General features: G+C 34.9%; 22 protein-coding genes. 15 read left to right on the top strand and 7 right to left on the bottom strand.

Translation table 11 applies throughout. The annotated features are described in order from the left end of the window. Window positions 1–15 precede the first annotated feature (15 nt). The 13 genes from Q73A0000_RS04545 (at window position 16) to Q73A0000_RS04485 (ending at window position 13,069) form a co-directional block, all read left to right on the top strand. Window positions 16–921, top strand: a complete 906-nt coding sequence (locus tag Q73A0000_RS04545) for a T9SS-dependent choice-of-anchor J family protein (RefSeq protein WP_193812897.1) — start codon at window positions 16–18, stop codon at window positions 919–921. Window positions 922–996: 75 nt separating this feature from the next. Continuing rightward, window positions 997–1,701: an SDR family oxidoreductase gene (locus tag Q73A0000_RS04540; RefSeq protein WP_193812896.1), complete on the top strand. Its 705-nt coding sequence runs from the start codon at window positions 997–999 to the stop codon at window positions 1,699–1,701. A 92-nt stretch (window positions 1,702–1,793) separates the two neighbouring features. Next, window positions 1,794–2,540, top strand: coding sequence for an electron transfer flavoprotein subunit beta/FixA family protein (locus Q73A0000_RS04535; RefSeq protein WP_193812895.1), 747 nt, complete (start codon window positions 1,794–1,796; stop codon window positions 2,538–2,540). 25 nt (window positions 2,541–2,565) lie between these two features. After that, window positions 2,566–3,513 (top strand): electron transfer flavoprotein subunit alpha/FixB family protein, encoded by a 948-nt coding sequence (locus tag Q73A0000_RS04530; RefSeq protein WP_193812894.1) that lies wholly within the window; start codon window positions 2,566–2,568, stop codon window positions 3,511–3,513. Window positions 3,514–3,633: 120 nt separating this feature from the next. Beyond that, window positions 3,634–4,230: a bifunctional nuclease family protein gene (locus tag Q73A0000_RS04525; RefSeq protein ID WP_193812893.1), complete on the top strand. Its 597-nt coding sequence runs from the start codon at window positions 3,634–3,636 to the stop codon at window positions 4,228–4,230. A gap of 16 nt (window positions 4,231–4,246) precedes the next feature. Further along, window positions 4,247–5,506: a nucleoside permease gene (locus Q73A0000_RS04520; protein ID WP_193812892.1), complete on the top strand. Its 1,260-nt coding sequence runs from the start codon at window positions 4,247–4,249 to the stop codon at window positions 5,504–5,506. Between the two features lie 84 nt (window positions 5,507–5,590). Continuing rightward, complete coding sequence (locus Q73A0000_RS04515) at window positions 5,591–6,769, top strand: acetyl-CoA C-acyltransferase (RefSeq protein WP_193812891.1); 1,179 nt, start codon at window positions 5,591–5,593, stop codon at window positions 6,767–6,769. Between the two features lie 102 nt (window positions 6,770–6,871). Then, window positions 6,872–8,359, top strand: coding sequence for an MFS transporter (locus tag Q73A0000_RS04510; RefSeq protein WP_193812890.1), 1,488 nt, complete (start codon window positions 6,872–6,874; stop codon window positions 8,357–8,359). Between the two features lie 84 nt (window positions 8,360–8,443). Further along, window positions 8,444–9,370 carry a mevalonate kinase gene (locus Q73A0000_RS04505; protein WP_193812889.1) on the top strand — a complete coding sequence of 309 codons (927 nt, stop codon included), beginning with the start codon at window positions 8,444–8,446 and terminating at the stop codon, window positions 9,368–9,370. A 70-nt stretch (window positions 9,371–9,440) separates the two neighbouring features. Next, window positions 9,441–10,337 (top strand): UbiA family prenyltransferase, encoded by an 897-nt coding sequence (locus Q73A0000_RS04500; protein ID WP_193812888.1) that lies wholly within the window; start codon window positions 9,441–9,443, stop codon window positions 10,335–10,337. 317 nt (window positions 10,338–10,654) lie between these two features. Continuing rightward, a complete protein-coding gene (locus Q73A0000_RS04495; protein ID WP_193813648.1) occupies window positions 10,655–11,581 on the top strand; it encodes a pseudouridine synthase in 927 nt (308 codons plus the stop codon). 398 nt (window positions 11,582–11,979) lie between these two features. Beyond that, complete coding sequence (locus Q73A0000_RS04490; protein ID WP_193812887.1) at window positions 11,980–12,465, top strand: RNA polymerase sigma factor; 486 nt, start codon at window positions 11,980–11,982, stop codon at window positions 12,463–12,465. A gap of 10 nt (window positions 12,466–12,475) precedes the next feature. Further along, window positions 12,476–13,069, top strand: coding sequence for a hypothetical protein (locus tag Q73A0000_RS04485; RefSeq protein ID WP_193812886.1), 594 nt, complete (start codon window positions 12,476–12,478; stop codon window positions 13,067–13,069). Between the two features lie 96 nt (window positions 13,070–13,165). On the opposite strand, the gene Q73A0000_RS04480 is transcribed toward Q73A0000_RS04485, so the two are convergent. Both Q73A0000_RS04480 and Q73A0000_RS04475 read right to left on the bottom strand, forming a co-directional pair. Next, the gene (locus Q73A0000_RS04480) at window positions 13,166–13,783 is read right to left on the bottom strand and encodes a hypothetical protein (protein ID WP_193812885.1); all 618 of its coding nucleotides are present in this window, start codon (window positions 13,781–13,783) and stop codon (window positions 13,166–13,168) included. 136 nt (window positions 13,784–13,919) lie between these two features. Beyond that, window positions 13,920–16,139 (bottom strand): NADP-dependent isocitrate dehydrogenase, encoded by a 2,220-nt coding sequence (locus Q73A0000_RS04475; protein WP_193812884.1) that lies wholly within the window; start codon window positions 16,137–16,139, stop codon window positions 13,920–13,922. 278 nt (window positions 16,140–16,417) lie between these two features. Between Q73A0000_RS04475 and Q73A0000_RS04470 the strand changes: the two genes are divergently transcribed. Next, window positions 16,418–16,873: a heme-binding protein gene (locus Q73A0000_RS04470; protein WP_244140846.1), complete on the top strand. Its 456-nt coding sequence runs from the start codon at window positions 16,418–16,420 to the stop codon at window positions 16,871–16,873. Window positions 16,874–16,975: 102 nt separating this feature from the next. Beyond that, entirely contained in the window at window positions 16,976–17,587 is a 612-nt protein-coding gene (locus Q73A0000_RS04465) for a class I SAM-dependent methyltransferase (protein ID WP_193812882.1), read from the top strand. A 233-nt stretch (window positions 17,588–17,820) separates the two neighbouring features. Here the strand turns inward: Q73A0000_RS04465 and dnaJ are convergent, their stop codons facing one another. The 5 genes from dnaJ to proS all read right to left on the bottom strand — a co-directional run bounded on the left by dnaJ (window position 17,821) and on the right by proS (window position 24,042). Continuing rightward, complete coding sequence (dnaJ, locus tag Q73A0000_RS04460; protein ID WP_193812881.1) at window positions 17,821–18,942, bottom strand: molecular chaperone DnaJ; 1,122 nt, start codon at window positions 18,940–18,942, stop codon at window positions 17,821–17,823. A gap of 147 nt (window positions 18,943–19,089) precedes the next feature. After that, a complete protein-coding gene (locus Q73A0000_RS04455) occupies window positions 19,090–19,629 on the bottom strand; it encodes a nucleotide exchange factor GrpE (protein WP_193812880.1) in 540 nt (179 codons plus the stop codon). 90 nt (window positions 19,630–19,719) lie between these two features. Next, window positions 19,720–21,051 (bottom strand): Nramp family divalent metal transporter, encoded by a 1,332-nt coding sequence (locus tag Q73A0000_RS04450; protein ID WP_193812879.1) that lies wholly within the window; start codon window positions 21,049–21,051, stop codon window positions 19,720–19,722. Between the two features lie 110 nt (window positions 21,052–21,161). Further along, on the bottom strand, window positions 21,162–22,445 hold the full coding sequence (locus Q73A0000_RS04445) for an OmpA family protein (RefSeq protein ID WP_193812878.1): 1,284 nt from the start codon (window positions 22,443–22,445) through the stop codon (window positions 21,162–21,164). A gap of 121 nt (window positions 22,446–22,566) precedes the next feature. Next, complete coding sequence (gene proS / locus Q73A0000_RS04440; protein ID WP_193812877.1) at window positions 22,567–24,042, bottom strand: proline--tRNA ligase; 1,476 nt, start codon at window positions 24,040–24,042, stop codon at window positions 22,567–22,569. Between the last annotated feature and the right edge of the window lie 95 nt (window positions 24,043–24,137).

Here is a 24,137-nt window from a genome sequence, read left to right as displayed (position 1 = left end):
ATAAAATTATTCAATATGAAAAAACTTTTACTTTTTGTTTCCTTTTTAGGATTAACATTTTCAAATGCACAAACTAATGTGTATAATTATGGATTTGACGTAGCTTTCAATGTGGACTGGACAATGACAAACCAAAGTTCGCCGGCAACAGCTACATTGTGGTCAAAAGCTGCTTATACTACAGCTTCTACTGCAATTTTCGGAAGTACTCCACCTGCTCTTCCAAAGGGGCAAGACGGGACGTCTAATACATTTGCAATAGTTAATTATACAAGTACATCTGGGGCAGGAACAATCAGTAACTGGTTAATTACGCCTGCGGTAAATGTACAAGATGGTGATATCGTTAGTTTTTACACTAGAAAAGGAACAGACGGCGCGACAGATTATGCTGACCGTTTGGAAATGCGTTACAGTACTGCTGCAACAACTGTGGTTCCTTCAGGCGGTTCGAGTGGTTTAGGAAGTTTTACAAATCTTGGCGTTACAGTTAATCCCGATCTACTTGGTGGATTTGTATATCCAAAAACTTGGACCAAATATTCATTTACTGTTACCGGTGTTGGTACTACTGCAATTCCTGTGAAGTTTGCGTTTAGATATTTTGTAACAAGTGGAGGGCCATCAGGGAATAACTCCGATATCATTGGAGTAGACACATTCTCAGTTGATAGACCAGCCATGGCTGTAAGTGAATCGTCGAATGTAAAGCTATCAGTTTATCCAAACCCTACAAAGGATTTCTTGAACTTCAGTGAAAAAGTAAAATCAGTACAGATTTTCGATGCATCTGGAAGAAAAGCTAATTCTTTACAAGTGGTTGATAATAAGGTTGATGTTAGAAATCTTGCAAAAGGTATTTACATCATTAAATTTGAAACTGAAAAAGGAGCTCAGTCTCAGAAATTTATCAAAGAATAATTTCTTTTTTTAAGAAAATTAGAAGAGCGTCCCATAATTGGGACGTTTTTTTTATCTTTATACAAATAAAAAGTAATGAAAAATAAAGTAGCTTATATTACTGGTGGAACGAAAGGTATCGGCTTAGGAATCGCACAAGTACTCCATAATCATGGAATCACTGTTGTTATTTCTGGACGTAATAAAGAAGATGCAGTTGAAGTTGCGAACCAATTATCTACGATGGAAGCACCCGTTTTTGGGATCGGCTCTGATGTGAAAAACTTTGAAGACGAGAAAAATGCAGTTGCCGAAATTACCAAGAAATTTGGAAAAATCGATTATGTTATCGCCAATGCGGGACTCGGTGTTTTCAAACCTGTTGATGAACTTTCATTAGAAGATTGGTCTTCAATGATTGATACTAATCTCACCGGAATTTTCCATACTTTGAAAGCATCGGTTGAACAATTGAAAAAAACAGAAGGATATTTTATCACTATTTCCAGTTTAGCAGGAACTAATTTTTTTGAAAATGGTTCTGGTTATAATGCTTCAAAATTTGGCGCAGTTGGCTTTACGCAAGCAGCGATGCTGGATTTAAGAAAATATAATATTAAAGTTTCAACGATAATGCCTGGCTCCGTTTCTACTCATTTTAATGGAAACGAACCGTCAGAAAAAGATGCCTGGAAAATACAACCAGAAGATATTGGTCAGTTGGTACTGGATATTTTAAAAATGAATCCACGGACTTTACCTAGTAAAATTGAAATTAGACCTTTAAAAGTAAAGGGTTAATTATGTATGTAATATAATTTTTTTAGATTACTATGCATGCATAGTAAATAATTTTTTATCTTAGCAAAAAGTAAAACAATAAATATTAGCACATGAAAATATTAGTTTGTATCAGTAGTGTTCCAGATACTACGTCCAAAATTAATTTTACAGCAGACAAATCTGCTTTTGACAAAAATGGGATTCAGTGGGTGATTAATCCATTAGATGAATTCGGATTAACCAAAGCAATCAAATTGCAAGAATCAGCTGGCGCTACGGTGACAGTAATCAACGTTGGTGATGCTTCGACAGAGCCAGTGATTAGAAAATCATTAGCAATCGGTGCCAATGATGCAATTAGAATTAATGTTGAGCCAAAAGACAGTTATGCTGTTGCAAAAGAAATTGCCAATATCGCTCAAAGTGGTGGTTATGACTTAATCCTTTGTGGTAAAGAATCAATCGATTATAATGGTGGCGCTGTTCCCGGAATGGTTGCCCAATTATTGAACCAACCTTTTGTAAATGCTTGTGTAGGTTTAGAAGTAAATGGTTCTGAAGCTACTGCGGTTAGAGAAATAGAAGGTGGTAAAGAAACTATTTCTGTAAAACTTCCAGCGGTTATCGCAGGTCAAAAAGGATTGGTTGATGAAAAAGATTTAATAATCCCAAACATGCGTGGAATTATGTCTGCAAGATCAAAACCTTTAACTGTTAATGAACCAATTAGTAACGAAGTAAAAGTAGATGCGATTTCTTTCGATGCTGTTCCGGCAAGGGCGGCAGTGAAAATGGTATCTCCAGACAATCTTGATGAATTGGTAAGATTACTTCACGAAGAAGCGAAAGTAATTTAATTCTTAACCTTAAACAAAATCAATCATGGCAGTATATGTATACGCAGAAAATATAAACGGAATCTATAAAAAAGCGGCGTTCGAGGCAATTTCTTATGCCAAATCAATCGCAGATAAAACTGGAGACACCGTAACCGCAATTTCCGTAAACCCAACAGATTCTTCAGACTTATTATATAAATATGGTGCAAATCAAGTTTTAAATATTAAAGACGAAGGTTTAAAAAGTTTCAGTGCAAAAGCTTATGCACAAGCAGTAAGCGAAGTTGCAGACGGAAATATTATTGTATTCCCTCACACAACTGATGCTTCGTCGGTAGCGCCAATGTTGGCAATTATGAAGAACTATTCTTTGATTACCAACGCTTTGGAAACTCCAGAAAGTATCACTCCGTTCCAGGTGAAAAGAAGAGCTTTTTCCGGAAAAGGAATGATGCATGCAAAAGCTGATGCTTCAGGAGTTATTGTAACTGTTTCTCAAAATGCTTTTGGTGTAAAAGAGAATGCGGTTTCAGGTTCTGAAGAAGTGAAGAATTTATCGGTAGCAAATGAAGATACCAAAGTTATTTCGCACGAACAAAGTTCAGGAAAACTCGATTTAAAAGAAGCTGAAATAGTAGTTTCTGCAGGTCGTGGAATGAAAGGTCCTGAAAATTGGGGAATGATCGAAGATTTGGCAAACCTTTTAGGTGCAGCAACAGCTTGTTCAAAACCGGTTTCTGACATCGGCTGGAGACCTCACTCCGAGCACGTTGGACAAACAGGGAAAGCAATTTCACCAAACTTGTACATCGCAGTTGGTATTTCTGGTGCAATTCAACATTTGGCGGGAGTGAATTCTTCTAAAACAATTGTTGTAATTAACAACGATCCAGAAGCTCCTTTCTTCAAATCTGCGGATTATGGAGTAGTAGGTGATGCTTTCCAAATCATCCCAGCATTAACTCAGAAAATTAAAGCATTAAAAGGATAAACTCTTTTTTTGATTATAAACTTAAAGTCCGGATTTTATTTCGGACTTTTTTTTCATGATTTTTTCACAAAAACGGGTCTTCAAAACCTGTGATGTTAAAAATTGATTTATATTTGTGTTATGGATTATAAAAAATTAACCATTCGAGGGATTTCCTATAGCCAAACGCAATCTGGCGCTTATGCGTTGCTTTTGGAACATGAAGAGACCAACATTAAACTGCCGGTAGTGATCGGTAATTTCGAAGCGCAATCAATTTCTTTAGGTTTAGAAAAAGATATTCATCCGCCACGACCTTTGACTCATGATTTGTTTTCAAAATTTGTTTCTGCAACTCATTTTGAGATTACTTCTGTTATTATTTATCAAATCATCGATGGTGTGTTTTTCTCCAATATCAATTTTAAAAATAAAACCACGGAAGAAGAACTTATTTTAGATGCAAGAACTTCTGATGCGGTTGCAATGGCAGTTCGTTTTGATGCGCCTATTTATACCACTCAACAAGTTTTAAATGAAGCAGGTATTTTATTGGAACTCGATGTTCCTTCAAAAGAAGCTCATGTAGAGGAAGCAGTTCAGGTAGAAGGAAATTTATCGTCACTATCTTCTGAAGAATTAAATAAACTGCTGGAAGATGCAGTTAAAGATGAAGATTTCGATGCCGCTTTAGAAATTCAGGAAGAAATCAAACGTAGAAAAAAGAAAATCGACTAAAAATTTTAATAATATTATGAATTTAAAATTAAGACTTACCATTCTGTCTTTCCTTCAGTTTTTTGTGTGGGGGGCCTGGTTAATTACCATAGGAGTTTATTGGTTCGGAACAAAACATTGGGGAGGTCAGGAATTCGGAAAAGTTTTTGCGACTTTAGGAATTGCTTCTCTTATAATGCCTGCTCTTGTTGGAATTATCGCTGATAGATGGATAAATGCAGAGAAATTGTACGGTATTTTGCATATTCTGTACGGGATTATCCTGGTATTCTTGCCTTCAATTTCGACTCCGGAAAATTTCTTTTGGATCATGCTCATCGCGATGATGTTTTATATGCCAACGATTTCTTTGTCGAATTCTATCGCTTATTATATTCTGAAAAATAATAATTACGATGTTGTCAAGGTTTTCCCACCAATTCGTGTGTGGGGAACGGTCGGATTTATTGTAGCCATGTGGATTACCAATCTTACAGGAAATAAAGATTCCGGAAATCAGTTTTATATTGCTGCGGTTATCGCTTTCGTTTTGGGGATCTATGCATTTACATTACCAAAATGTCCGCCACAGAATTTAATACCTGCGAACGCTACTTTATCAGAGAAATTAGGATTAAATGCATTTTCTTTATTTAAAGATTATAAAATGGCGTTGTTCTTTTTATTCTCCATGTTCTTAGGTGCAGCATTGCAGTTGACGAATATGTATGGTGATACTTATTTATCAGATTTTGGAAAAATTCCAGAATACGCTGAAAGTTTCGTGGTAAAACGTTCTACTTTGATTATGTCGATTTCGCAGATTTCAGAAACATTATTTATTTTGGCGATTCCTTTCTTTTTAAAGAGATATGGAATTAAAAATGTGATGTTATTATCAATGTTTGCATGGGTTTTACGTTTTGGATTTTTCGCTTATGGTGGGCCTGAAGGTTTTGGTTTAGGATTAATTATTCTTTCCTGTATCGTTTACGGGATGGCGTTTGACTTCTTCAATATTTCGGGTTCTCTTTTTGTGGAAACAACTACTGATTATAAAATTCGTTCTTCAGCTCAAGGTTTATTCATGATGATGACTAATGGTTTTGGTGCTATTGGTGGAAGTTTACTAAGTGGTTGGATGATTCAACAATATTTTACCCTTGAAAACGGTGATAAAATGTGGCAGGAAATCTGGCTTGTATTTGCAGGTTATGCTTTAGTGATTACGATATTATTTGCCATAATGTTTAAGCACAAGCACGATCCAGAAGTGGTCGCTGATTTAACGCATTAATTTTTAAGATATCAAAACACACTTTTTTTAAAGTGTGTTTTTTTTTGTAATTTGGCGTACTTAAAAAAATATAAAATCTACATAATGAAAGAAGTATTCATCGTATCAGCAGTAAGAACTCCAATGGGAAGTTTCTTAGGAAGTTTAGCCACAGTTCCGGCTACAAAATTAGGTTCAACTGCAATCAAAGGTGCTTTAGATAAAATTAATCTTGACCCGAAACACGTTCAGGAAGTGTATATGGGAAATGTATTGCAAGCAGGTGAAGGTCAAGCGCCGGCACGTCAGGCTGCAATTGGAGCAGGCTTGTCAAATCATACACCAGCAACTACTATTAATAAAGTATGTGCTTCAGGAATGAAAGCAGTGATGATGGCAGCGCAATCCATCAAAGCAGGTGACCAGGATGTTATCGTTGCAGGTGGAATGGAAAATATGTCTTCAGTTCCTCATTACTATAACGCCAGAACAGCAACAAAATTAGGCGATGTTAAAATGTCAGACGGAATGGTTCTGGACGGTTTAACAGATGTTTACAATAAAGTTCACATGGGAGTTTGTGCTGAAAAATGTGCAGCTGAATATGGCTTTACAAGAGAAGATCAGGATAACTTCGCCATCGAATCTTACAAACGTTCTGCGAAAGCTTGGAGCGAAGGTAAATTTAAGGACGAAGTTGTTTCCGTTGAGATTCCACAAAGAAAAGGTGATCCAATTATTTTTTCTGAAGATGAAGAATACAAATCAGTAAACTTCGACAGAATCGGAACTTTACCAACAGTTTTCCAAAGAGAAAATGGAACGGTAACGGCAGCAAATGCTTCTACTTTAAACGATGGAGCTTCTGCTTTGGTACTTATGTCTAAAGAAAAAATGGAAGAATTAGGCTTAAAACCTTTAGCAAAAATCGTTGGTTATGCAGATGCAGCACACGAGCCAGAATGGTTTACAACTGCACCTTCAAAAGCTTTACCTATCGCTTTGAAAAAAGCAAACTTAGAAATTTCAGATATTGACTTCTTTGAATTTAATGAAGCATTTTCTGTTGTAGGTTTGGCGAATAATAAAATTTTAGGTCTTGATAGTTCTAAAGTAAATGTGAATGGTGGAGCAGTTTCCTTGGGTCACCCACTTGGAAGTTCAGGTTCTCGAATCATTGTTTCTTTAATTAATATCTTAAAGCAAAATAACGGTAAGTACGGTGCAGCTGCAATTTGCAACGGCGGTGGCGGTGCTTCGGCAATTGTTATTGAAAACTTATAAAATATTTAATAGCCTTTAAATCAAACCATTAAGAATAACTAGTGATTTTTTCAGTAGATTCTTAATGGTTTTGTTATTTTTGTTCAATCAATTACTTAAAACATGTCGGAAAACGAATCTCTACAAACTCCAAATATCAAGAATAATCCAAAGATCATGAATGCGTGGGCTTTGTATGACTGGGCGAATTCAGTTTATTCATTGGTCATCACATCAACTATTTTTCCGATTTATTATTCGATCATTACAACGGCTTACAAAAAAAAGGTTTTTATAGAAAGTTCTGGAGAGTGGAAAGAAGTTCCTGTTCCTCACATGATCAACATAATGGGAAACGCTTATGAACCGACTGCAATTTTCAGTTTTTCATTAACCTTGTCTTTTTTAATCGTTGTTATTATTTCACCAATATTATCTTCTCTGGCAGATACGATCGGAAATAAGAAATCTTTTCTGCAGTTTTTTTGTTATTTGGGAGCGACTTCTTGTATGGGGTTAGCAATGTTTACAGGAATGCAAAACGTATTTCTAGGTTTGCTGTTTAGTATTACCGCAAGTGTAGGTTTTTGGGGAAGTTTGGTGTTTTATAATTCCTTCCTTCCTGATATTGCAACACCCGATAAGCAGGATGCGCTTTCTGCAAAAGGCTATGTATACGGATATATTGGTTCTGTGATCTTGTTAATTTTCTGCTTACTGTTAATTCAGGTAGTAGCGAAAACGCCGGAAGACACTAAGATTTATACGAGAATTACCTTCCTAGTTACGGGAGCTTGGTGGTTTGGTTTCTCACAATATACTTTCCGATATTTACCACAATTCGGTATGGTCAAAGATAAATTACCGAAAGATCTAGTGCTTTTAAATTACAAGAATATCTTCGAAAAACACGAAGAGCATGGTGGTGTTTTTGAAGTAATTAAGGATAATTTAGCATTTTATGTTGATATAGCGAAAGAAAGTTTCCGAGAGTTATTTAAAGTAGGAAGAGAATTATTTAAAGACCGGAATCTGAAATTTTTTCTATCGTCTTTTTTCTTTTACAGTATTGGGATGCAAACTATTTTTTTAATGGCAACCTTATTTGGGACCTCAGAAATTTTTACAAGAGAAGAAGATCAATACAAACTGATTATCACTATTTTGGTTATTCAGATTGTCGCAATTTTCGGAGCTTTGGCTTTTTCCAGATTATCAAAATCAATAGGGAATAAGAATGTAATTAGTATCGCGGTCGCAATTTGGATTGTTTGCTGTCTTTCTGCATTTTTTCTTAAAAAAGAAAATCCTAACGTTGAGATACAATTTTACGTTTTAGCAGGTTTTATTGGTTTGGTAATGGGTGGATTACAAGCGATGTCACGTTCTACTTATTCTAAATTATTGCCGGAAAACAGTATGGATAATACAACCTACTTTAGTTTTTATGATGTTTTAGAAAAGTTGGCAATTATTTTAGGATCACTAATTTTTGGTATTGTAATTCAGAAATTTCACAATATGCATTATGCGTTCATAGGAATGTCTGTCTTTTTTGCAATTGGCTTGATATTGATCAGATTCCTCAAGTTAAAATCCTATAAATCATAATTAATACGAAATTCCTATTTTAATAAGTAATTTATTGATATTCAGAAATTTCGTATATTTGCAAAGGAAAACAGATTATAAACTATGACCAACCCTTTATTTTACGCAAAGATTCTTTTGTTCGGCGAATACGGTATTATCGAAGATTCGCAAGGGCTTACTTTACCGTATAGTTTTTATAAAGGAACTTTGAAATTCTCTGATTTGGAGAGCGATTTTGAGAAGAAATCAAATGATTCGCTTTTAAAGTATTCAGAATATTTAAAAGATTTACAACTTCCAGAAATATTTCAACTTAATATTTCTAAGTTCATAAAAGACATTAAAAAAGGATTATTTTTCGATTCTAATATTCCGCAAGGATATGGAGTTGGAAGTTCCGGTGCTTTGGTTGCTGCTATTTTTGAAAAATATTCGATCAAAAGTTATCAGCCAGAACAAGTTTCTAAAGATGAGCTTAAAAATCTTCGAACAATTTTCGGTCAAATGGAAAGTTATTTTCACGGAAAAAGTTCAGGAATTGATCCACTGATCTGTTATATGAATCTTCCGATTCTTATTGAAAGCAGAGACAGTGTAGATAAGGTTTCTGTGCCGGCAAGTCATGAAGGTAAAGGAGCGATTTTCTTAATTGATTCTGGAATGACTGGAGAAACTGGACCGATGGTTCAAATCTTCTTCGAGAAAATGAAGACTGAGGGTTTCCGTAAAACGATGAAAGAAGAGTTTATCCGTTACAATAATGCTTGTATTGATGCTTTCCTGAAAAAAGAAATGACGCCACTTTTTAGGAATTTAAAGAGTCTTTCAGTTTGGGCATACGAACATTTCAAACCGATGATTCCCGAAAGTATTTATAATGCCTGGAAAAAAGGTTTAGATACCAATGCGTATTACCTAAAACTCTGCGGAAGTGGCGGTGGCGGTTATATTTTGGGCTTTACCAAAGATTACAAAAAAGCAGAAAAAATGCTTGAAGGTTTTCACAAAGAAGTTATTTACAGGTTTTAGATCATTTTTAAAGTCCAAAGCCACCAATCAAAATTCAATTTTAATTAAGCAGTTTGTGACTTTACGGTCTATGAAAAATCCCTTATTTTATCGGTTTTCACAGTTCATTGCCTTTCTCATGGGCGCACGGGTTTTCGTGGCTTTACTACTTACTTTCGCTTTATATGTTTCTACTTTTTTCCTTTTTAATCAAGAAGAAAGTTTACGAAATTTCGTCTTCGATTTCAAGGTTCACGGTATTATTCTGTGTTGTATTTTAAGTATTCTTGCCGGCGGAATCATCAATCAATTCTACGATCGCGAAAAAGATCGCGTTACAAAACCGTTCCGGACAAGAGTTCAAAATTTCCTTAAACAAAAATATTTCCTGTACGCTTATATTGTACTGAATACATTCTCATTAGGAATTGCCGGAATAATTTCGATGCGGGTTTTTTTCTTCTTTTTAATCTATCAGTTTCTGATGTGGTTTTATAGTCATAAATTAAGTAAACTGTTGATTATTAACAATCTAACTTTTGTTAGTTTATCGCTCTATCCATTTTTTGGAATGTTATTTTACTACAAAACTTTCTCACTTCAAATCTTTTTAATGTCCATTTTTATTTTTGTAATGCTTTTAATTATTGATGTTTTAAAAGATACTTTAACAAAAAATGCTGATAAAATTTTTGGCTATTACACCATTCCGAATTATTTCAGTTCTGCAATTTCACGCACTGTTATTGTTATACTTCTGATTTTTGCACAAGTTTCTTCTGGATTAATAATTTTAAAAATGGGCTTGCACAGCATAATGAGTTATTATTTTGCAGCCAGTATTTTTATTCAAATTATAGCGGTGTTTTTAGTTTTAAACCAAACCAAATATTCGAAGTTCGCCAATTTGAATATGTTAAGAATCTGGATTTTCGTTGGTATTATTTCGATGCTGGCCAATGGAATTAATCAGTATTATTTTTTCTGAAATAGAACCTCCTTTTTAGAACTTTTCTAACGAACACTATTTTCTTCAGTATTAAATTTTAGAAAATTATAAAATTTAGTTCCTATCTTATTGCATTGTCGCATTTAAACAAATAAAAAATAGCTTATCTTTGCAGATAAATTTTTCAGAACATGAGCAGAGATAGTTATGGTAATAAGAAGCCACGCATAAGCAAAATTTCTAATTCAGGAAGTTCCGTGAAGCCACGCGCAACAAAATCTGCTCGTCCCCGTGATGAAAAACCAGATGAGAAAAAGGCTCCAAAAGAACCGAAAGCGCCAAGAGAACCGAGACTAATGTCCCAATCGGAAGCAAAATCTTACGAAAAAACTTTTGATAAAGCACCTTCTAGAAAGATGGGAAAAAGAATTGGAAAATCTTTTGACAAAAGCCCTACAAAATCTGGAGTAAAAAAACCGTACAAGAAACCTTTCGTTCCAGTTGATGAAGCTGAGAAAACCCGTTCTTTTGTTCAAAAAAGAAGGTTTGATAAATTGGCGAAAGAAACTCCAAAAGAATCAATCCGTTTAAATAAATACATCGCTAATTCAGGAATTTGTTCTCGTAGAGAAGCAGATGATTTGATTACGCAAGGGTTGGTAGAAGTAAACGGAAAGCCAGTAACTGAAATGGGTTACCAAGTTCAGAAAACCGATAGAGTTGTTTTCGACGGACAGGGAATTACGCCAGAGAAACCAGTTTACGTTTTATTGAATAAACCAAAAGGATATATTTCTACTACGAAAGACGATAAAGCAAGAAAAACTGTTTTGGATTTAGTTGCGAATGCATCACCTTACCGATTGTTCCCAGTGGGAAGATTAGACCGTTCTACAACCGGAGTGATCTTGTTGACCAACGATGGTCACATGACTAAGAAATTGACGCATCCATCTTTTGCAATGAAGAAAATCTATCATGTTACTTTGGATCGTAAATTAGACAGAGCTGACTTAAATATGATTCAGGAAGGAATTCGTTTGGAAGAAGGAATTGCCGAAGTTGACAGTATTTCTTACATCGAAGGAAAACCGAAAAATGAAATCGGAATCGAATTGAGTATTGGTTGGAATAGAGTAGTGCGTCGTATCTTCACAAAATTAGGTTATGAAGTTGAATTGCTTGATCGAGTTTTGTTTGCAGGATTAACCAAGAAAAATATCAAACGTGGACACTGGAGAATCTTAACTGATTTAGAAGTGAATACTTTGAAAATGATATAAATTTTTCTTTAAATAAAATTAAAGGAATTTAGAAATATAAAACCCTTTTTGCTTTGTTGCAGAAAGGGTTTTTAGTTTTTGGATCTTGTGCGTAATTAACAATAACTGGTTTTAGCTAGAACTTATTTAAGTGAAATTAAAAATTTAAGTCATAAAAGGCAAGTTATAATGTCTTAAGTAAATTCGATATATTGAAAAGAAAACAAAAGCTCTGAAAATCTTTAGATTTTCAACTTTGTGAGCATCTTTAGAAGAAGATGATTATCTTAAGCATGCGTAGCGTTTTTGTGACTTTGTGGTTAAATTAATTGTTTCATCTAATGTTCATTATATTTAAAGTTTAAAGTTTTCTGTAACAAATATTTCCAATCGATACTAACTTGTTAGATTACCCAAATATGTCTTCATTAGAAAAAGAATTTTTAGAAAAAATAGAAAAGCACCGGGGTGTTATTTTTAAGATTTCTAAAATGTACATGGATAATTTCGACGACCAAAAAGATTTATTCCAGGAGATTACTTTTCAGGTTTGGAAAGCCTATCCAACTTTTGAAGCGAAAAGTCAGTTTTCAACTTGGCTATATCGAGTTGCTTTAAATACGGCGATTATATTTTTGAAATCAGAAAAGAAGCGAAGTTTTATTAAAAATGATGAAGTCGAAAATTTTAAGATTGTTGCTGATGATTACGATGATGATCAGGAAAAGAAACTCGCAGTAATGTACAAAGCAATTCAACAATTAAATGAAATTGATAAAGCATTGATATTTTATTATCTACAGGATTATTCAGGTAAAGAGATTGCAGAAAATATGGGAATCACAGAAGTGAATGCAAGAGTAAAACTGAATCGTGCAAAGGAAAAACTAAAACAACTTATTTAAATTCAACATCATGGAATTAGATCAACTTAAAAATATTTGGGGTAAAGAAGAGGTAACTGAAACTCCAGAAATCTCTACAGAAAAACAAAAAGAAATTCATCTTCCGCTGGGAAAAATTCGTAAAAATATGCGAACGGAGTTTTGGTCAACTGCGGTGATGTTTCTTTTAATCATTGTTTTCTTTGCATTAAAAGACATGTACATTTTCAAGTTTAAAGTCTATGTAATTACTCTGGTTTCCGCTCAGATGTTGGTGACGAGTTTCTACTTTTTTAAATTTTTTAATTTGTACAAAAACTTAACTGCAGTTGACTTTAATACCGCAGATAGTTTAAGAGAACTCGGATATCAATTCAAATTAAATAAGCAGTATTATCTATCATTTTACATTTCATTCGTACCATTTGTTGTTTGCGAAATGTTGTTAATTTTTGAGTTTACTCCCAGCCTAAAAAGTATTCAGGGATTAGAATTTATATTAACCTTTTTAGGGTTATGTTTATTCACTTTATTATTGCTTTACTTTGTTGGAACCTGGTGGTTTAAAAGATATTACGGAAAATATATTTCTCAAATTACACAGATAACGAAGAATTTGAAATAGTTTTAAAAATTAATTATAATTAAAACTTTGAAGGTTTAAACAAACAAAACTTCCCGAGCAATTCAGGAAGTTTTTATTTTATAATCGAAATGAAATTTATTTTAAAGCAGAAGTATTAAGTTCTCCCAACACTTTTTGTAATTCATCATAAGAAAAACCATCTGCACTTACGGTTAATAAATAGCGGTTTTTTAAGACGGTCTCAATTTTAGAAGTGATTCTATCCCCACTTTTATTTTCAGAAATAATGGATTTTGCTCCATTGATTTCAGTGCTTTTTTCAAAACCAGTTTCGGTAGTTTTCTCTTTATTCACATTCAGTCCCATTATCATGATAGAAACCATGGCGCTTCCAGTCTCACCGGCACCGTCGATAATTTCTACTTTAATTCGCTTATTAGCTTCATCTGAATATTTAGCTTCTGCTGTTGATAAATTCATCATAGCGTTGTCACCAACTGAAAGTTCCTTTCTTTTTAAGCCCAACAATTGTTCGGGTAAAACGGCTTTCAATTCATCATTAGTAAGCGGCGGAATATTCTTTAAATTTTCAATGTTTTTGGTCACGTCCTGCATAGAACTGCTCACCTTGCTATAGTCTTTTGCACTTGAAACAAGATCCGACAAACTGCCAGTTTTCTCGTTCTTGACTTTTTCTTCTTTGGAACAGGCGACAAGCATTAGAATGGCCGTCGTCATCATTAGTTTTTTCATGGTATGAATTTTTAGTTTAAACAAAAGTAATGAAATTTAATCTCATTGTAAAATGCTGATTGATAATACAAAAACACTCCCCAAAACTGGAGAGTGTTTTCAATTTATATAAAATGTATCTTGTTAAAAATACTAATTAAATTCCGTCAATAATTGCGTTCAAAGTTGAAGAAGGTCTCATTGCTGCACCCGTTTTCCCAAAATTAGGTTGGTAGTATCCACCAATATCCTGAGGTTTTCCTTGAGCACCAATTAACTCTTCATTAATTTTAGATTCCTGATCCTCCATTGCTTTAGTCACAGGAGCGAAAATAGCCGCCATTTCAGCGTTCTTGGTTTGGTTTGCTAATGCTTCTGCCCAATACATCGCCAAGTAGAAATGAGAACCTCTATTATCGATTGATCCTAATTTTCGTGATGGTGATTTATCATTAGCCAAGAACTTCTCGTTTGCTACATCTAAAGCATCTGCTAGAATCTGCGCTTTTTCGTTATTTTGGGTTTGAGCCAAATGTTCTAAACTCGCCTGTAACGCCATAAATTCTCCTAAAGAATCCCAACGTAAATATCCTTCCTGGATAAACTGTTGGATGTGTTTCGGCGCAGAACCTCCCGCTCCGGTTTCGAATAAACCACCACCATTCATCAATGGAACTATAGAAAGCATTTTCGCCGAAGTTCCTAATTCTAAAATAGGGAAAAGGTCCGTTAAATAATCTCTCAATACATTTCCAGAAACTGAAATCGTATCTAAACCTTTTCTAATTCTTTCTAAAGTAAAAGTCATCGCATCTTCGATGTTCATGATGCGAATATCAAGACCGGTAGTATCATAATCTTTCAGGTATTTCTCAACTTTCTTGATCATTTCACGGTCATGCGCTCTTTTATCATCTAACCAGAAAACTGCGGGAGTATCAGATAATCTCGCTCTGTTAACAGCCAGTTTTACCCAATCCTGAATCGGTGCATCTTTCGCCTGACACATTCTGAAAACATCGCCAGTTTGTACTGGTTGTTCCATATATACATTACCATTCGCGTCAGAAACTTTTACCGTTCCGTCTGCAGTCAGTTGGAAAGTTTTATCGTGAGATCCGTATTCTTCCGCTTTCTGAGCCATTAATCCAACGTTGGGAACCGAACCCATTGTTCTTGGATCAAGTGCACCATTTTTCTTCATATCGTCAATCGCCGCTTGGTAAAAACCTGCATAACATCTGTCCGGAATCATGGCAACCGTATCTTCTTCATTTCCTTCTGCATTCCACATTTTACCACCGCCTCTAATTAAAGCAGCCATAGAAGCATCAACAATAATATCAGAAGAAACATGGAAATTGGTAATTCCTTTGTCAGAATTGACCATCGCGATTCTTGGTCCGTTTTCAATCGTTTTAGCAATATCCGCTTTAATTTCTGCTTCTTTTGGATGACCGGAAATTTTTTCGAAAAGTGTTGCTAATCCGAAGTTTGGATTAATATCTAATTCTTTGAAAGTGTCTTTGTACTTTTCAAAAACATCTTTGAAATAAGTTTCTACAATTGCTCCAAAAATAATTGGATCAGAAACTTTCATCATCGTTGCTTTTAAATGTCCGGAAAGAAGAACATTCGCTGCTTTTGCTTCTGCCATTGCATGAGCAACAAAATCTTTTAAAGAAGAAAGATGCATTACCGAAGAGTCGATAATTTCGCCGGCTTTTAAAGGAGAAAGTCCTTTCAATTCTTTTACAGAACCGTCATTTCCAAAGAATTCAATTTTATATTGAGAATCATTTTCTAAAGTCACTGATTTTTCAGTACCATAAAAATCTCCGCTGGTCATATTCGCTACTGTCGTTTTAGAATCCGCTGACCAATCGCCCATTCTGTGAGGATTTGTTTTTGCGTAATTCTTAACAGCTTTTGGTGCTCTTCGGTCTGAGTTTCCTTCTCTAAGAACAGGATTCACAGCACTACCAAGAACTTTAGCATATTTATTTTTAATTTTTTCCTCCTCTGCATTTTTTGGTTCAGCAGGATAATTTGGTAAAGCAAAACCGTGCTTTTGTAATTCGGCAATTGCTTCATCTAATTGAGGAACTGACGCTGAAATATTTGGAAGTTTGATAATATTCGCTTCCGGAGTAGTTGCCAATTGACCTAGTTCAGCCAGGGCATCTTCTACTTTTTGATCGTCTTTCAGATATTCCGGGAAATTAGCCAAGATCCTTCCAGCAAGTGAAATGTCTTTTGGTACAATTTCGATATCTGCAGTTTTGGTAAACGCTTGTACAACAGGTAAAAAAGAATGAGTTGCCAACATCGGCGCCTCGTCTGTCCAAGTGTAGACGATTTTTGATTTTTCTGCCATTATATTTGATTTTTAATTATAAAATTAAGCAAGCACAAAAGTAGTGAATTTTAGGCGAATTTGGAATGGTTTCGCACGATTTGTTACCGCTATGAAATCCAAATAGATGTGTAATGTCAAGCTATTTCTTTTATCTATGATACCTATTTATTTTAAAAGAATTCCACGGTTAGACTTTATTGTATTTTTGCTTCTTTAAATAGATTTTAATTGTAAGAATCTAATAAAAATATCGAATTATGAATATCAAAAAAAATATTTTCAGTCTATTGTTATTAATGTTGAGTTTTATGTTATCAGCTCAATATATTGAAAAATCAAATTCACTCAATCAAGAAGGAGCTATGCGATTAGCAAAAGAAGCCAATGCCGAAGCTCAGAAATTAGACAAGAAAGTTTCAATAGCAGTTTTGAATAATTCCGGAGTTGTTTTATTGTTATTAAAAGGAGACAATGTTGGACCTCATAATACAGAAGCATCTCGTAGAAAGGCATACACTTCATTTTCTACTAAAACGGCGTCTTGGGACTTAATGAATAACGCTGCAAAAAGTAAAGATGCCCGCAACCTTAATACTTTACCGGAACTTTTATTGTTGGGTGGAGGAATGCCTATTTTTAAAGATGGCGACTTGATTGGAAGTGTTGGAGTTTCCGGTGGTGGAAGTGGTGAGAACGACCACAATATCGCCAAAAAATCAGTTGAAAATTTAGGATTTAAAGTATCAAAATAATGATTTAAATTTGTTCTTCACTTTAAAATGAAAATCAACTTTTTATCTTTTTTAAAGGGAAATTTTCAAACAGGAAAGAAATTGAATTTCAATAATACACAAATGAATTTAGACAGAAAAAAACATTGGGAAACCGTTTACGAAACCAAAAATCCTGATGAAGTAAGTTGGACGCAAGAAATCCCAAAAACTTCTTTAGCTTTTATAGGATCTTTTGGATTAGATAAATCAGCTAAGATTATTGATATCGGTGGCGGAGATAGTAAACTCGTTGATTATTTAATTGATCAAGGTTTTAAAAATATTACCGTTCTCGATATTTCTGAAAAATCCTTTGAGAAAGCAAAAGTACGTTTAGGTGAAAAAGCAAAAAAAGTAACTTGGATTGTCAGCGATATTCTGGATTTTGAACCGACAGAAATTTATGATATCTGGCACGATCGCGCCGCTTTTCATTTTTTAACTACTGAAGCAGAAATCGAGAAATACAAATCAATTGTAGAAAAAGCAGTTAATGGTTATTTGGTCATTGGAACATTTTCAGAAAATGGACCATTAAAATGCAGTGGTTTAGAAATCAGTCAATATAGTAAAGAAAAATTGACGTCAACGTTCAAAAATAATTTTGAAAAGATAGATTCTATTCTTGAAGATCACGAAACACCTTTTGGAACAACGCAAAACTTTCTCTTCTGTAGTTTTAAGAATAAATAAAAGTATTTTTAAAAATCACATCAATAATAACTATCTAAAAGCATAAAGATATTAACCGTAAAAGTGACAAAAGTTAAACGTTAAAACTAGTTATTCAAAAGTTTGCAAAAAGTAAAATCCAGATTGTATTCATCTTTTGTAACCTTTTGAATTTGCCTTTTAGAATAAAGCTTTTGTAACTTTTGTGGTTTTAAATAAAAAAGAGATTCCTTTCGAAATCCCTTTTTTTATTTTTAGTCAAACAAGTCCCTAACCTTGTCGAAAAAAGTTTTTTCCTTTCCCGATGGTTCAGCTTGCATTTCACCATTTGCCATCTGCTTTTCGAAAAAATCTTTTTGTTCTTTGGACAGATTTTGTGGCGTCCACACATTGATGTGAACAAACATATCACCAGTTCCGTAACTATCGATGCTTGGTAAACCTTTTTTAGAAAGTCTTAAAATCTTTCCAGATTGTGTTCCTGCATCTACTTTTATTTTAACTTTTCCGCCAACGGTCGGGATTTCTTTATGAGTTCCTAAAGCCGCTTCAGCAAAAGAAACATACAATTCCTGATGAAGATTATCACCTTCTCTTTTAATTGTAGCGTCAACTTCTTCCTCTACAACTACGAGTAAATCTCCCGGAGTTCCACCGAATGGCGCGTCATTTCCTTTACCACGAACATTCAGCTGAATTCCTTCTCTTGCTCCTGCCGGAATATTGATGGTTACTTCTTCGTCCTCTTTAATCAAACCTTGCGAGTTTGCACCAGCTGGAATTTTATCGGCAACTTTACCAATTCCCTGACAAGTTCCACAATGCGTTTGCGTTTGCATTTGGCCGAACATGGTGTTCATCACTTTCACTTGAACACCAGAACCGTGACAAGTAGGACAAGTCTTAGAAGTCGCTCCTGGAGCCAGCTTCATCTTTTTAACTTTAATGGTTTTTTGGGTACCATTAACCATTTCCTCCAGATTCAGTTTTATACGAACGCGAAGATTACTTCCGCGCAACTGTTGTCTTTGTTGACCACCGCCACCGCCGCCGAAATGTCCACCGAAAATATCACCGAACTGAGAGAAAATATCGTCCATATTCATTCCACCACCGAATCCACCGCCTCCGCCGCCAAATCCGCCACCACCGTTCATGCCGGCGTGACCATATTGATCGTAACGTGCTTTCTTATTGCCGTCGCTCAAAATTTCGTAAGCTTCTGCAGCTTCCTTAAATTTCTCTTCTGCGGCTTTATCACCAGGATTTTTATCCGGGTGAAATTTGATTGCCATTTTTCGGTAGGCTTTTTTTATTTCCTCTGGAGAAGCACTTTTAGATACTTCCAGAATTTCGTAGTAATCTCTTTTAGACATAATATTGATAGTGAATTTCTTCAGATAAGAACTGAGAAATGTTTTTAGTATATGTTATTTGGGCAGCTTAATCCATCTTCCGTTCCCGCTTCCGCAGTGGCGGAGAGCTCCACTCAAGCCGGGCTGCACAATTCGACTGTTTAAATTTTAGTTCCCAGTAACCACTTTAGCGAATCTGATCACTTTGTCAGAAAGTTGGTAACCAGTTTCAATAACGTCTACAATTTTACCTTTTAACTCAGGAGTAGGTGCAGGAATTTGTGTAATCGCTTCGTGGAAATCAACATTGAAATCATCACCAGCATTTACAGTCATTGCTTTTAATCCTTTATCAGTCAATTTGTTTTTTAATTTTTGATAGATCAATTCAACACCTTTTAAATCAGCTTCATTACCATTTTTGGCAATTTCCTTCAAGGCACGTTCGAAATCATCCAGAACATCCAACATAGAAATCATCATATCCTGATTCGCGTATTGAAAGAATTCCATCTTCTCTTTGGTAGTTCTTTTCTTATAATTTTCGAATTCAGCAAAAAGTCTGATATAACGGTCTTTTTCTTCTGCCAAAAGGTCTTCTGAAGATGGTGCTGCTGTCATGTTTTCAGCAGTTTCTTCTGAGGTGTTTTGGGTAAGATCGTCTTGTGGATTTAAGTTTTCTTCGTGAATATCTTTGTTGTCTGACATAATATTAAATTTTATATCGTACGTTTCACAAAGATTTTGCCAAAAAGACGTTTAAGACATTTCGGCAGATTTTACGTATAAAGAATAATATTACATTTCAGCAAATGTCTGATAGAGCAATACAAGATTAAGAACGAGAATAATTCCTGAGATCATCCAAACTAAAATTTTCAGCCAAGGTTTATTGACGAATTTCCCCATCTTTAGTTTAGAATTGGTAAACATCACCAACGGAATAACCGCGAAACTTAATTGCATTGATAAGATAACCTGACTCAAAACCAATAAATCGGTTGTTCCTTTTTCACCATACATTATGGTTACAATCAAAGCGGGAATTACGGCAATTGATCGGGTAATTAATCTTCGCAACCAAGGTTTCAAACGAATATTAAGAAAACCTTCCATCACAATTTGTCCAGCCAATGTTCCTGTTAAAGTCGAATTTTGACCAGAAGCTAATAAAGCAATCGCGAAGAAAATACTGGCAAAAGTAGTTCCCAAAATTGGGGTTAACATTTCGTGAGCATCGTGAATATCAGCAATGTCATTATTTCCGGTCGTATGAAAAGTTGCGGCGGCAACGATAAGAATCGCTGCATTAATAAAAAAGGCTATAAATAAAGAAATGGTGCTGTCAATCGTGGCAAATTTAATCGCTTCTTTTTTTCCTTCATCATTTCTTTCGTAGTTTCTTGTTTGTACAATGCTGCTGTGTAAATATAAGTTGTGTGGCATTACCGTCGCACCTAAAATCCCAATTGCGATATACAACATCGAAGGATTGGTAAGCACTTCTTTCTGCGGAACTAATCCACTGAGAAGTGGGAAAATATCGGGTTTACTTAAAATGATTTCGTAAGCAAAACTTCCTAAAATAACAAAAGTTAAGCCCGCAACAATGCTTTCAATTACACGGAAACCTTTTGCCTGAAGGAAAAGAATAATGAATACATCAACGATCGTGATGGCAACTCCCCAAGTTAATGGAATTCCGAAAAGTAAATTTAAGGCAATTGCTGATCCGATTACTTCTGCTAAATCACAGGCGGCAATCGCAATCTCACAGAGAATCCAAAGAATAAAATTGGTTGTCGGATTAAAATGGTCCCGACAGGCTTGTGCTAAATCCCGCTCTGCAACAACTCCTAATTTTACTGATAAATGCTGTAGAACCATTGCAAAAAGATTCGAAATTAAAACCACAGAAAGTAGAGTGTAACCAAATTTTGCACCTCCGGCGATATCGGTTGCCCAATTTCCGGGATCCATGTAGCCAACCGCAATCATTAAACCAGGACCGGCGAATGCAAAAAGTTTCCTCCAAAAGCCAGCGTCTTTTGGAATATTAATAGAAGAAAAAACTTCTGGTAAAGAATTGGAATGTTTTTCTCTCCTCCAGGGATTTTTTGACTCGCTCACAAATGTTAGATTATCCTAACAAAAATAATTAAATAAATCTTACCATTAATTATAAAACAAAAAAAATCCCGAAAAAATTTCGGGATTCAAATGATATAATTTTAATAAAATTACTTTGTAAATCGTACGGCCATTTTTCTGTCAACCGCTCTTTCGTCGTTTGAAGCTGTAGCAGGAACTTTAGCGAATTCGCTTCCGTAACCTTCTGCGCCAGCAACCTGTGCTCCGACACCTAATTTGCCAAGTTCAGCTTTGATAAAGTCAGCTCTTTTTTGAGAAAGCTCTTTATTTTGTGCAGCGTCACCAGTCATATCAGTATATCCACCAATTTTTATTTTTGCATCGGGATAAGCTTTCATAATTGCGGCTAAGTTTTGAATTTGTCCTTCAGAACCTGGCTCTAATTCTGTAGCAGAACCCATTTTAAAGTTAACATTGTCAAAGTCGTACCAAGTATCTTTTAATGCTGCATCATCTTTTGCATTCTTGTAACCATCAGATTTCAGGAAATTAATCATTGATGCTTCCATTCCGTTCGCATAACCTTTAATCATTTTTCCATTTAAATCAATGTCTGTAACTTCTTTTGTAGGCATTATAGCAGTTGCGCTGTCGTTAGCAGTTGTGTTCATAGTAGTAGAATCAGCAGCAACTTCAGTAGTTTCAGTTACTGGTGCAGTTTTTTTACCATATTGAGTCCAAAGGAACCACGCAGCTAAAGCTACTAATATAAGTGGTAATAACCATTTCCAAATAGATCCGCCACCGTCATTGTTGTTATCACTTGGCGAAGGATGTGAGTTAGTATTTCCACCTCTGTTAACTTCTACTTTCGGTTGATCATAAGAAGTAACTTTTACATTTTCCGCTTGATGTCCACCGAAAAGATTTCCAACTCCTAATGAAGCAAGAGAAAGACCAGCAGGAAGCAATGATGACACAATTCCTTTTTGATCATTCAGTAAACTGGTAATTCCAGATGCACCAATGTTATTATCTGCAGCATATTTTCCAACAGAACCTAAAGTTGCTCCGGTAACCATATTCAATAATGAACTGGAAGATTCATTACTCACTCCAGAGTAAGTAGAAATTGAATTGACGATACTTCCAATTTTATCTCCAAAAATTGCTGTTAATACCGTTGTAATTAAAGAATTGTTTGAAGTTCCTCCTAATAAATTACCAAGAACTCCACTTGAAGCTGCTCCAGTAATTGCATTAATGACTCCTGGTTTATCAGCATTATTAGCCATTCCGCCAACTACTGCCGGAAGTAATCCACTAATCGCTTTCGAAACTCCTGATTCGCTTTCTCCTAATTGAGAGGCTGCCTGTGAAATCAACGCTGGACCTAATTGTCCTTTGATAAGATCAATAATGTTTAATGCCATAATAGTTTAATTTTTAAGGTTAATTCTTCGAATATAAGCAAAGTTTAGTCCAAAAACTTGCAGATTAATTAATTTATAAAAACATTAACATTTTAAAAAACACAAATTACTTATGGTTAAATTAGTAGGATTTAGCGAAAATTACTCTTTGTTTCGATGGTTTTCCGGTAATTAAAGAGATTCCATCTTCTAATTCATTATTTAAAGGAATGCAACGAATCGTGGCTTTTGTTTCATTTTTAATTTGTTCCTCTACTTCGGCAGTTCCGTCCCAGTGTGCAGAAATAAATCCACCTTTTTCTTCCAATACTTTTTTAAATTCGTCGTAAGAATTAACAGGAGTAATGTGTGAATCTCTGTAATTCAACGCTTTTGCATAAATGTCTTTTTGAATCGTTTTTAATAATTCTTCGATGTAAACCTCGATATTTTCAAGAGGCTGTACTTCTTTAGTTAAATTATCTCTACGCGCTATTTCTACCGTTTGATTCTCTAAATCTCTGGCACCCATTGCTATTCTAATTGGGACTCCTTTCAATTCATATTCTGCAAATTTCCAGCCCGGTTTATTTTCAGTTCTGTTATCGTACTTAACTGCTATACCTTTCGCCTTTAATTTATCTTGAATTTCAAAAGCAACTTCATTAATTTGATTTAATTGCTCTTCACCTTTAAAGATAGGAACAATAACCACTTGAATCGGAGCTAAACTTGGAGGAAGAACCAAACCTAAATCGTCAGAGTGCGTCATGATCAAACCACCAATTAATCGGGTCGAAGTTCCCCAAGAAGTTCCCCAGGCATGTTCTATTTTTCCTTCTTTATTCGTAAATTTTACATCAAATGCTTTACCGAAATTTTGTCCTAAAAAGTGAGAAGTTCCTGCTTGTAAAGCTTTTCCATCTTGCATTAAAGCTTCTATACAATAGGTTTCATCAGCTCCAGCAAATCTTTCTGAAGCGGTTTTGATTCCTCTAATTACAGGAATGCCCATGAAGTTTTCTACGAAGTCTGAGTAAACATGAATCATTTTTTCAGTTTCTTCGATTGCTTCCTCTTTAGTAGCGTGTGCGGTATGACCTTCTTGCCATAAAAATTCTGCAGTTCTTAAAAAGAAACGTGTTCTCATTTCCCAACGAACAACATTGGCCCACTGATTAATTAAAATTGGTAAATCACGGTAAGACTGAATCCATTTTTTATAAGTATTCCAGATTATAGCTTCAGAAGTTGGACGAACAATAAGTTCTTCTTCTAATTTTGCCTCTGGATCCACGATTAATTTCTTAGGATTATTAGGATCTGTTTTTAGACGATAATGGGTTACAACTGCGCATTCTTTAGCGAATCCTTCTGCGTTTTGTTCTTCGGCTTCGAAATAACTTTTTGGAATAAAAAGAGGGAAGTAGGCATTTTGGTGACCTGTTTCTTTGAATTTTTTATCTAATTCATCTCGCATTTTTTCCCAGATTGCGTAACCATAAGGTTTAATAACCATACAACCACGAACCCCTGAATTTTCTGCCAAATCAGCTTGTACTACTAATTCATTATACCATTTGCTATAATCTTCAGCTCTCGAAGTAATTTTTGCCATTATATTTTATCTTTTAATTTAACTAATACTCGCTTTTAATATCTAATCTAAAAAGCCTATTTTTACTCAAAATTTGTACTTAATAATTGGTACAA

The organism is Kaistella flava (ex Peng et al. 2021), from assembly GCF_015191005.1.
In the GTDB taxonomy this organism is placed as follows: Bacteria; Bacteroidota; Bacteroidia; order Flavobacteriales; family Weeksellaceae; genus Kaistella; species Kaistella flava.
The sequence above is the reverse complement of the archived record's forward strand: the minus strand, read 5'-3'. Positions and strand labels throughout refer to the sequence as shown.

What these genes read in the sequence shown, in the direction of transcription:
- Q73A0000_RS04545 (WP_193812897.1), top strand. Translation starts at nt 16, where the DNA reads ATGAAAAAACTTTTACTTTTTGTTTCCTTTTTAGGATTAACATTTTCA.
- Q73A0000_RS04540 (WP_193812896.1), top strand. Translation starts at nt 997, where the DNA reads ATGAAAAATAAAGTAGCTTATATTACTGGTGGAACGAAAGGTATCGGC.
- Q73A0000_RS04535 (WP_193812895.1), top strand. Translation starts at nt 1,794, where the DNA reads ATGAAAATATTAGTTTGTATCAGTAGTGTTCCAGATACTACGTCCAAA.
- Q73A0000_RS04530 (WP_193812894.1), top strand. Translation starts at nt 2,566, where the DNA reads ATGGCAGTATATGTATACGCAGAAAATATAAACGGAATCTATAAAAAA.
- Q73A0000_RS04525 (WP_193812893.1), top strand. Translation starts at nt 3,634, where the DNA reads ATGGATTATAAAAAATTAACCATTCGAGGGATTTCCTATAGCCAAACG.
- Q73A0000_RS04520 (WP_193812892.1), top strand. Translation starts at nt 4,247, where the DNA reads ATGAATTTAAAATTAAGACTTACCATTCTGTCTTTCCTTCAGTTTTTT.
- Q73A0000_RS04515 (WP_193812891.1), top strand. Translation starts at nt 5,591, where the DNA reads ATGAAAGAAGTATTCATCGTATCAGCAGTAAGAACTCCAATGGGAAGT.
- Q73A0000_RS04510 (WP_193812890.1), top strand. Translation starts at nt 6,872, where the DNA reads ATGTCGGAAAACGAATCTCTACAAACTCCAAATATCAAGAATAATCCA.
- Q73A0000_RS04505 (WP_193812889.1), top strand. Translation starts at nt 8,444, where the DNA reads ATGACCAACCCTTTATTTTACGCAAAGATTCTTTTGTTCGGCGAATAC.
- Q73A0000_RS04500 (WP_193812888.1), top strand. Translation starts at nt 9,441, where the DNA reads ATGAAAAATCCCTTATTTTATCGGTTTTCACAGTTCATTGCCTTTCTC.
- Q73A0000_RS04495 (WP_193813648.1), top strand. Translation starts at nt 10,655, where the DNA reads ATGTCCCAATCGGAAGCAAAATCTTACGAAAAAACTTTTGATAAAGCA.
- Q73A0000_RS04490 (WP_193812887.1), top strand. Translation starts at nt 11,980, where the DNA reads ATGTCTTCATTAGAAAAAGAATTTTTAGAAAAAATAGAAAAGCACCGG.
- Q73A0000_RS04485 (WP_193812886.1), top strand. Translation starts at nt 12,476, where the DNA reads ATGGAATTAGATCAACTTAAAAATATTTGGGGTAAAGAAGAGGTAACT.
- Q73A0000_RS04480 (WP_193812885.1), bottom strand. Translation starts at nt 13,783, where the DNA reads ATGAAAAAACTAATGATGACGACGGCCATTCTAATGCTTGTCGCCTGT.
- Q73A0000_RS04475 (WP_193812884.1), bottom strand. Translation starts at nt 16,139, where the DNA reads ATGGCAGAAAAATCAAAAATCGTCTACACTTGGACAGACGAGGCGCCG.
- Q73A0000_RS04470 (WP_244140846.1), top strand. Translation starts at nt 16,418, where the DNA reads ATGTTGAGTTTTATGTTATCAGCTCAATATATTGAAAAATCAAATTCA.
- Q73A0000_RS04465 (WP_193812882.1), top strand. Translation starts at nt 16,976, where the DNA reads ATGAATTTAGACAGAAAAAAACATTGGGAAACCGTTTACGAAACCAAA.
- dnaJ (WP_193812881.1), bottom strand. Translation starts at nt 18,942, where the DNA reads ATGTCTAAAAGAGATTACTACGAAATTCTGGAAGTATCTAAAAGTGCT.
- Q73A0000_RS04455 (WP_193812880.1), bottom strand. Translation starts at nt 19,629, where the DNA reads ATGTCAGACAACAAAGATATTCACGAAGAAAACTTAAATCCACAAGAC.
- Q73A0000_RS04445 (WP_193812878.1), bottom strand. Translation starts at nt 22,445, where the DNA reads ATGGCATTAAACATTATTGATCTTATCAAAGGACAATTAGGTCCAGCG.
- proS (WP_193812877.1), bottom strand. Translation starts at nt 24,042, where the DNA reads ATGGCAAAAATTACTTCGAGAGCTGAAGATTATAGCAAATGGTATAAT.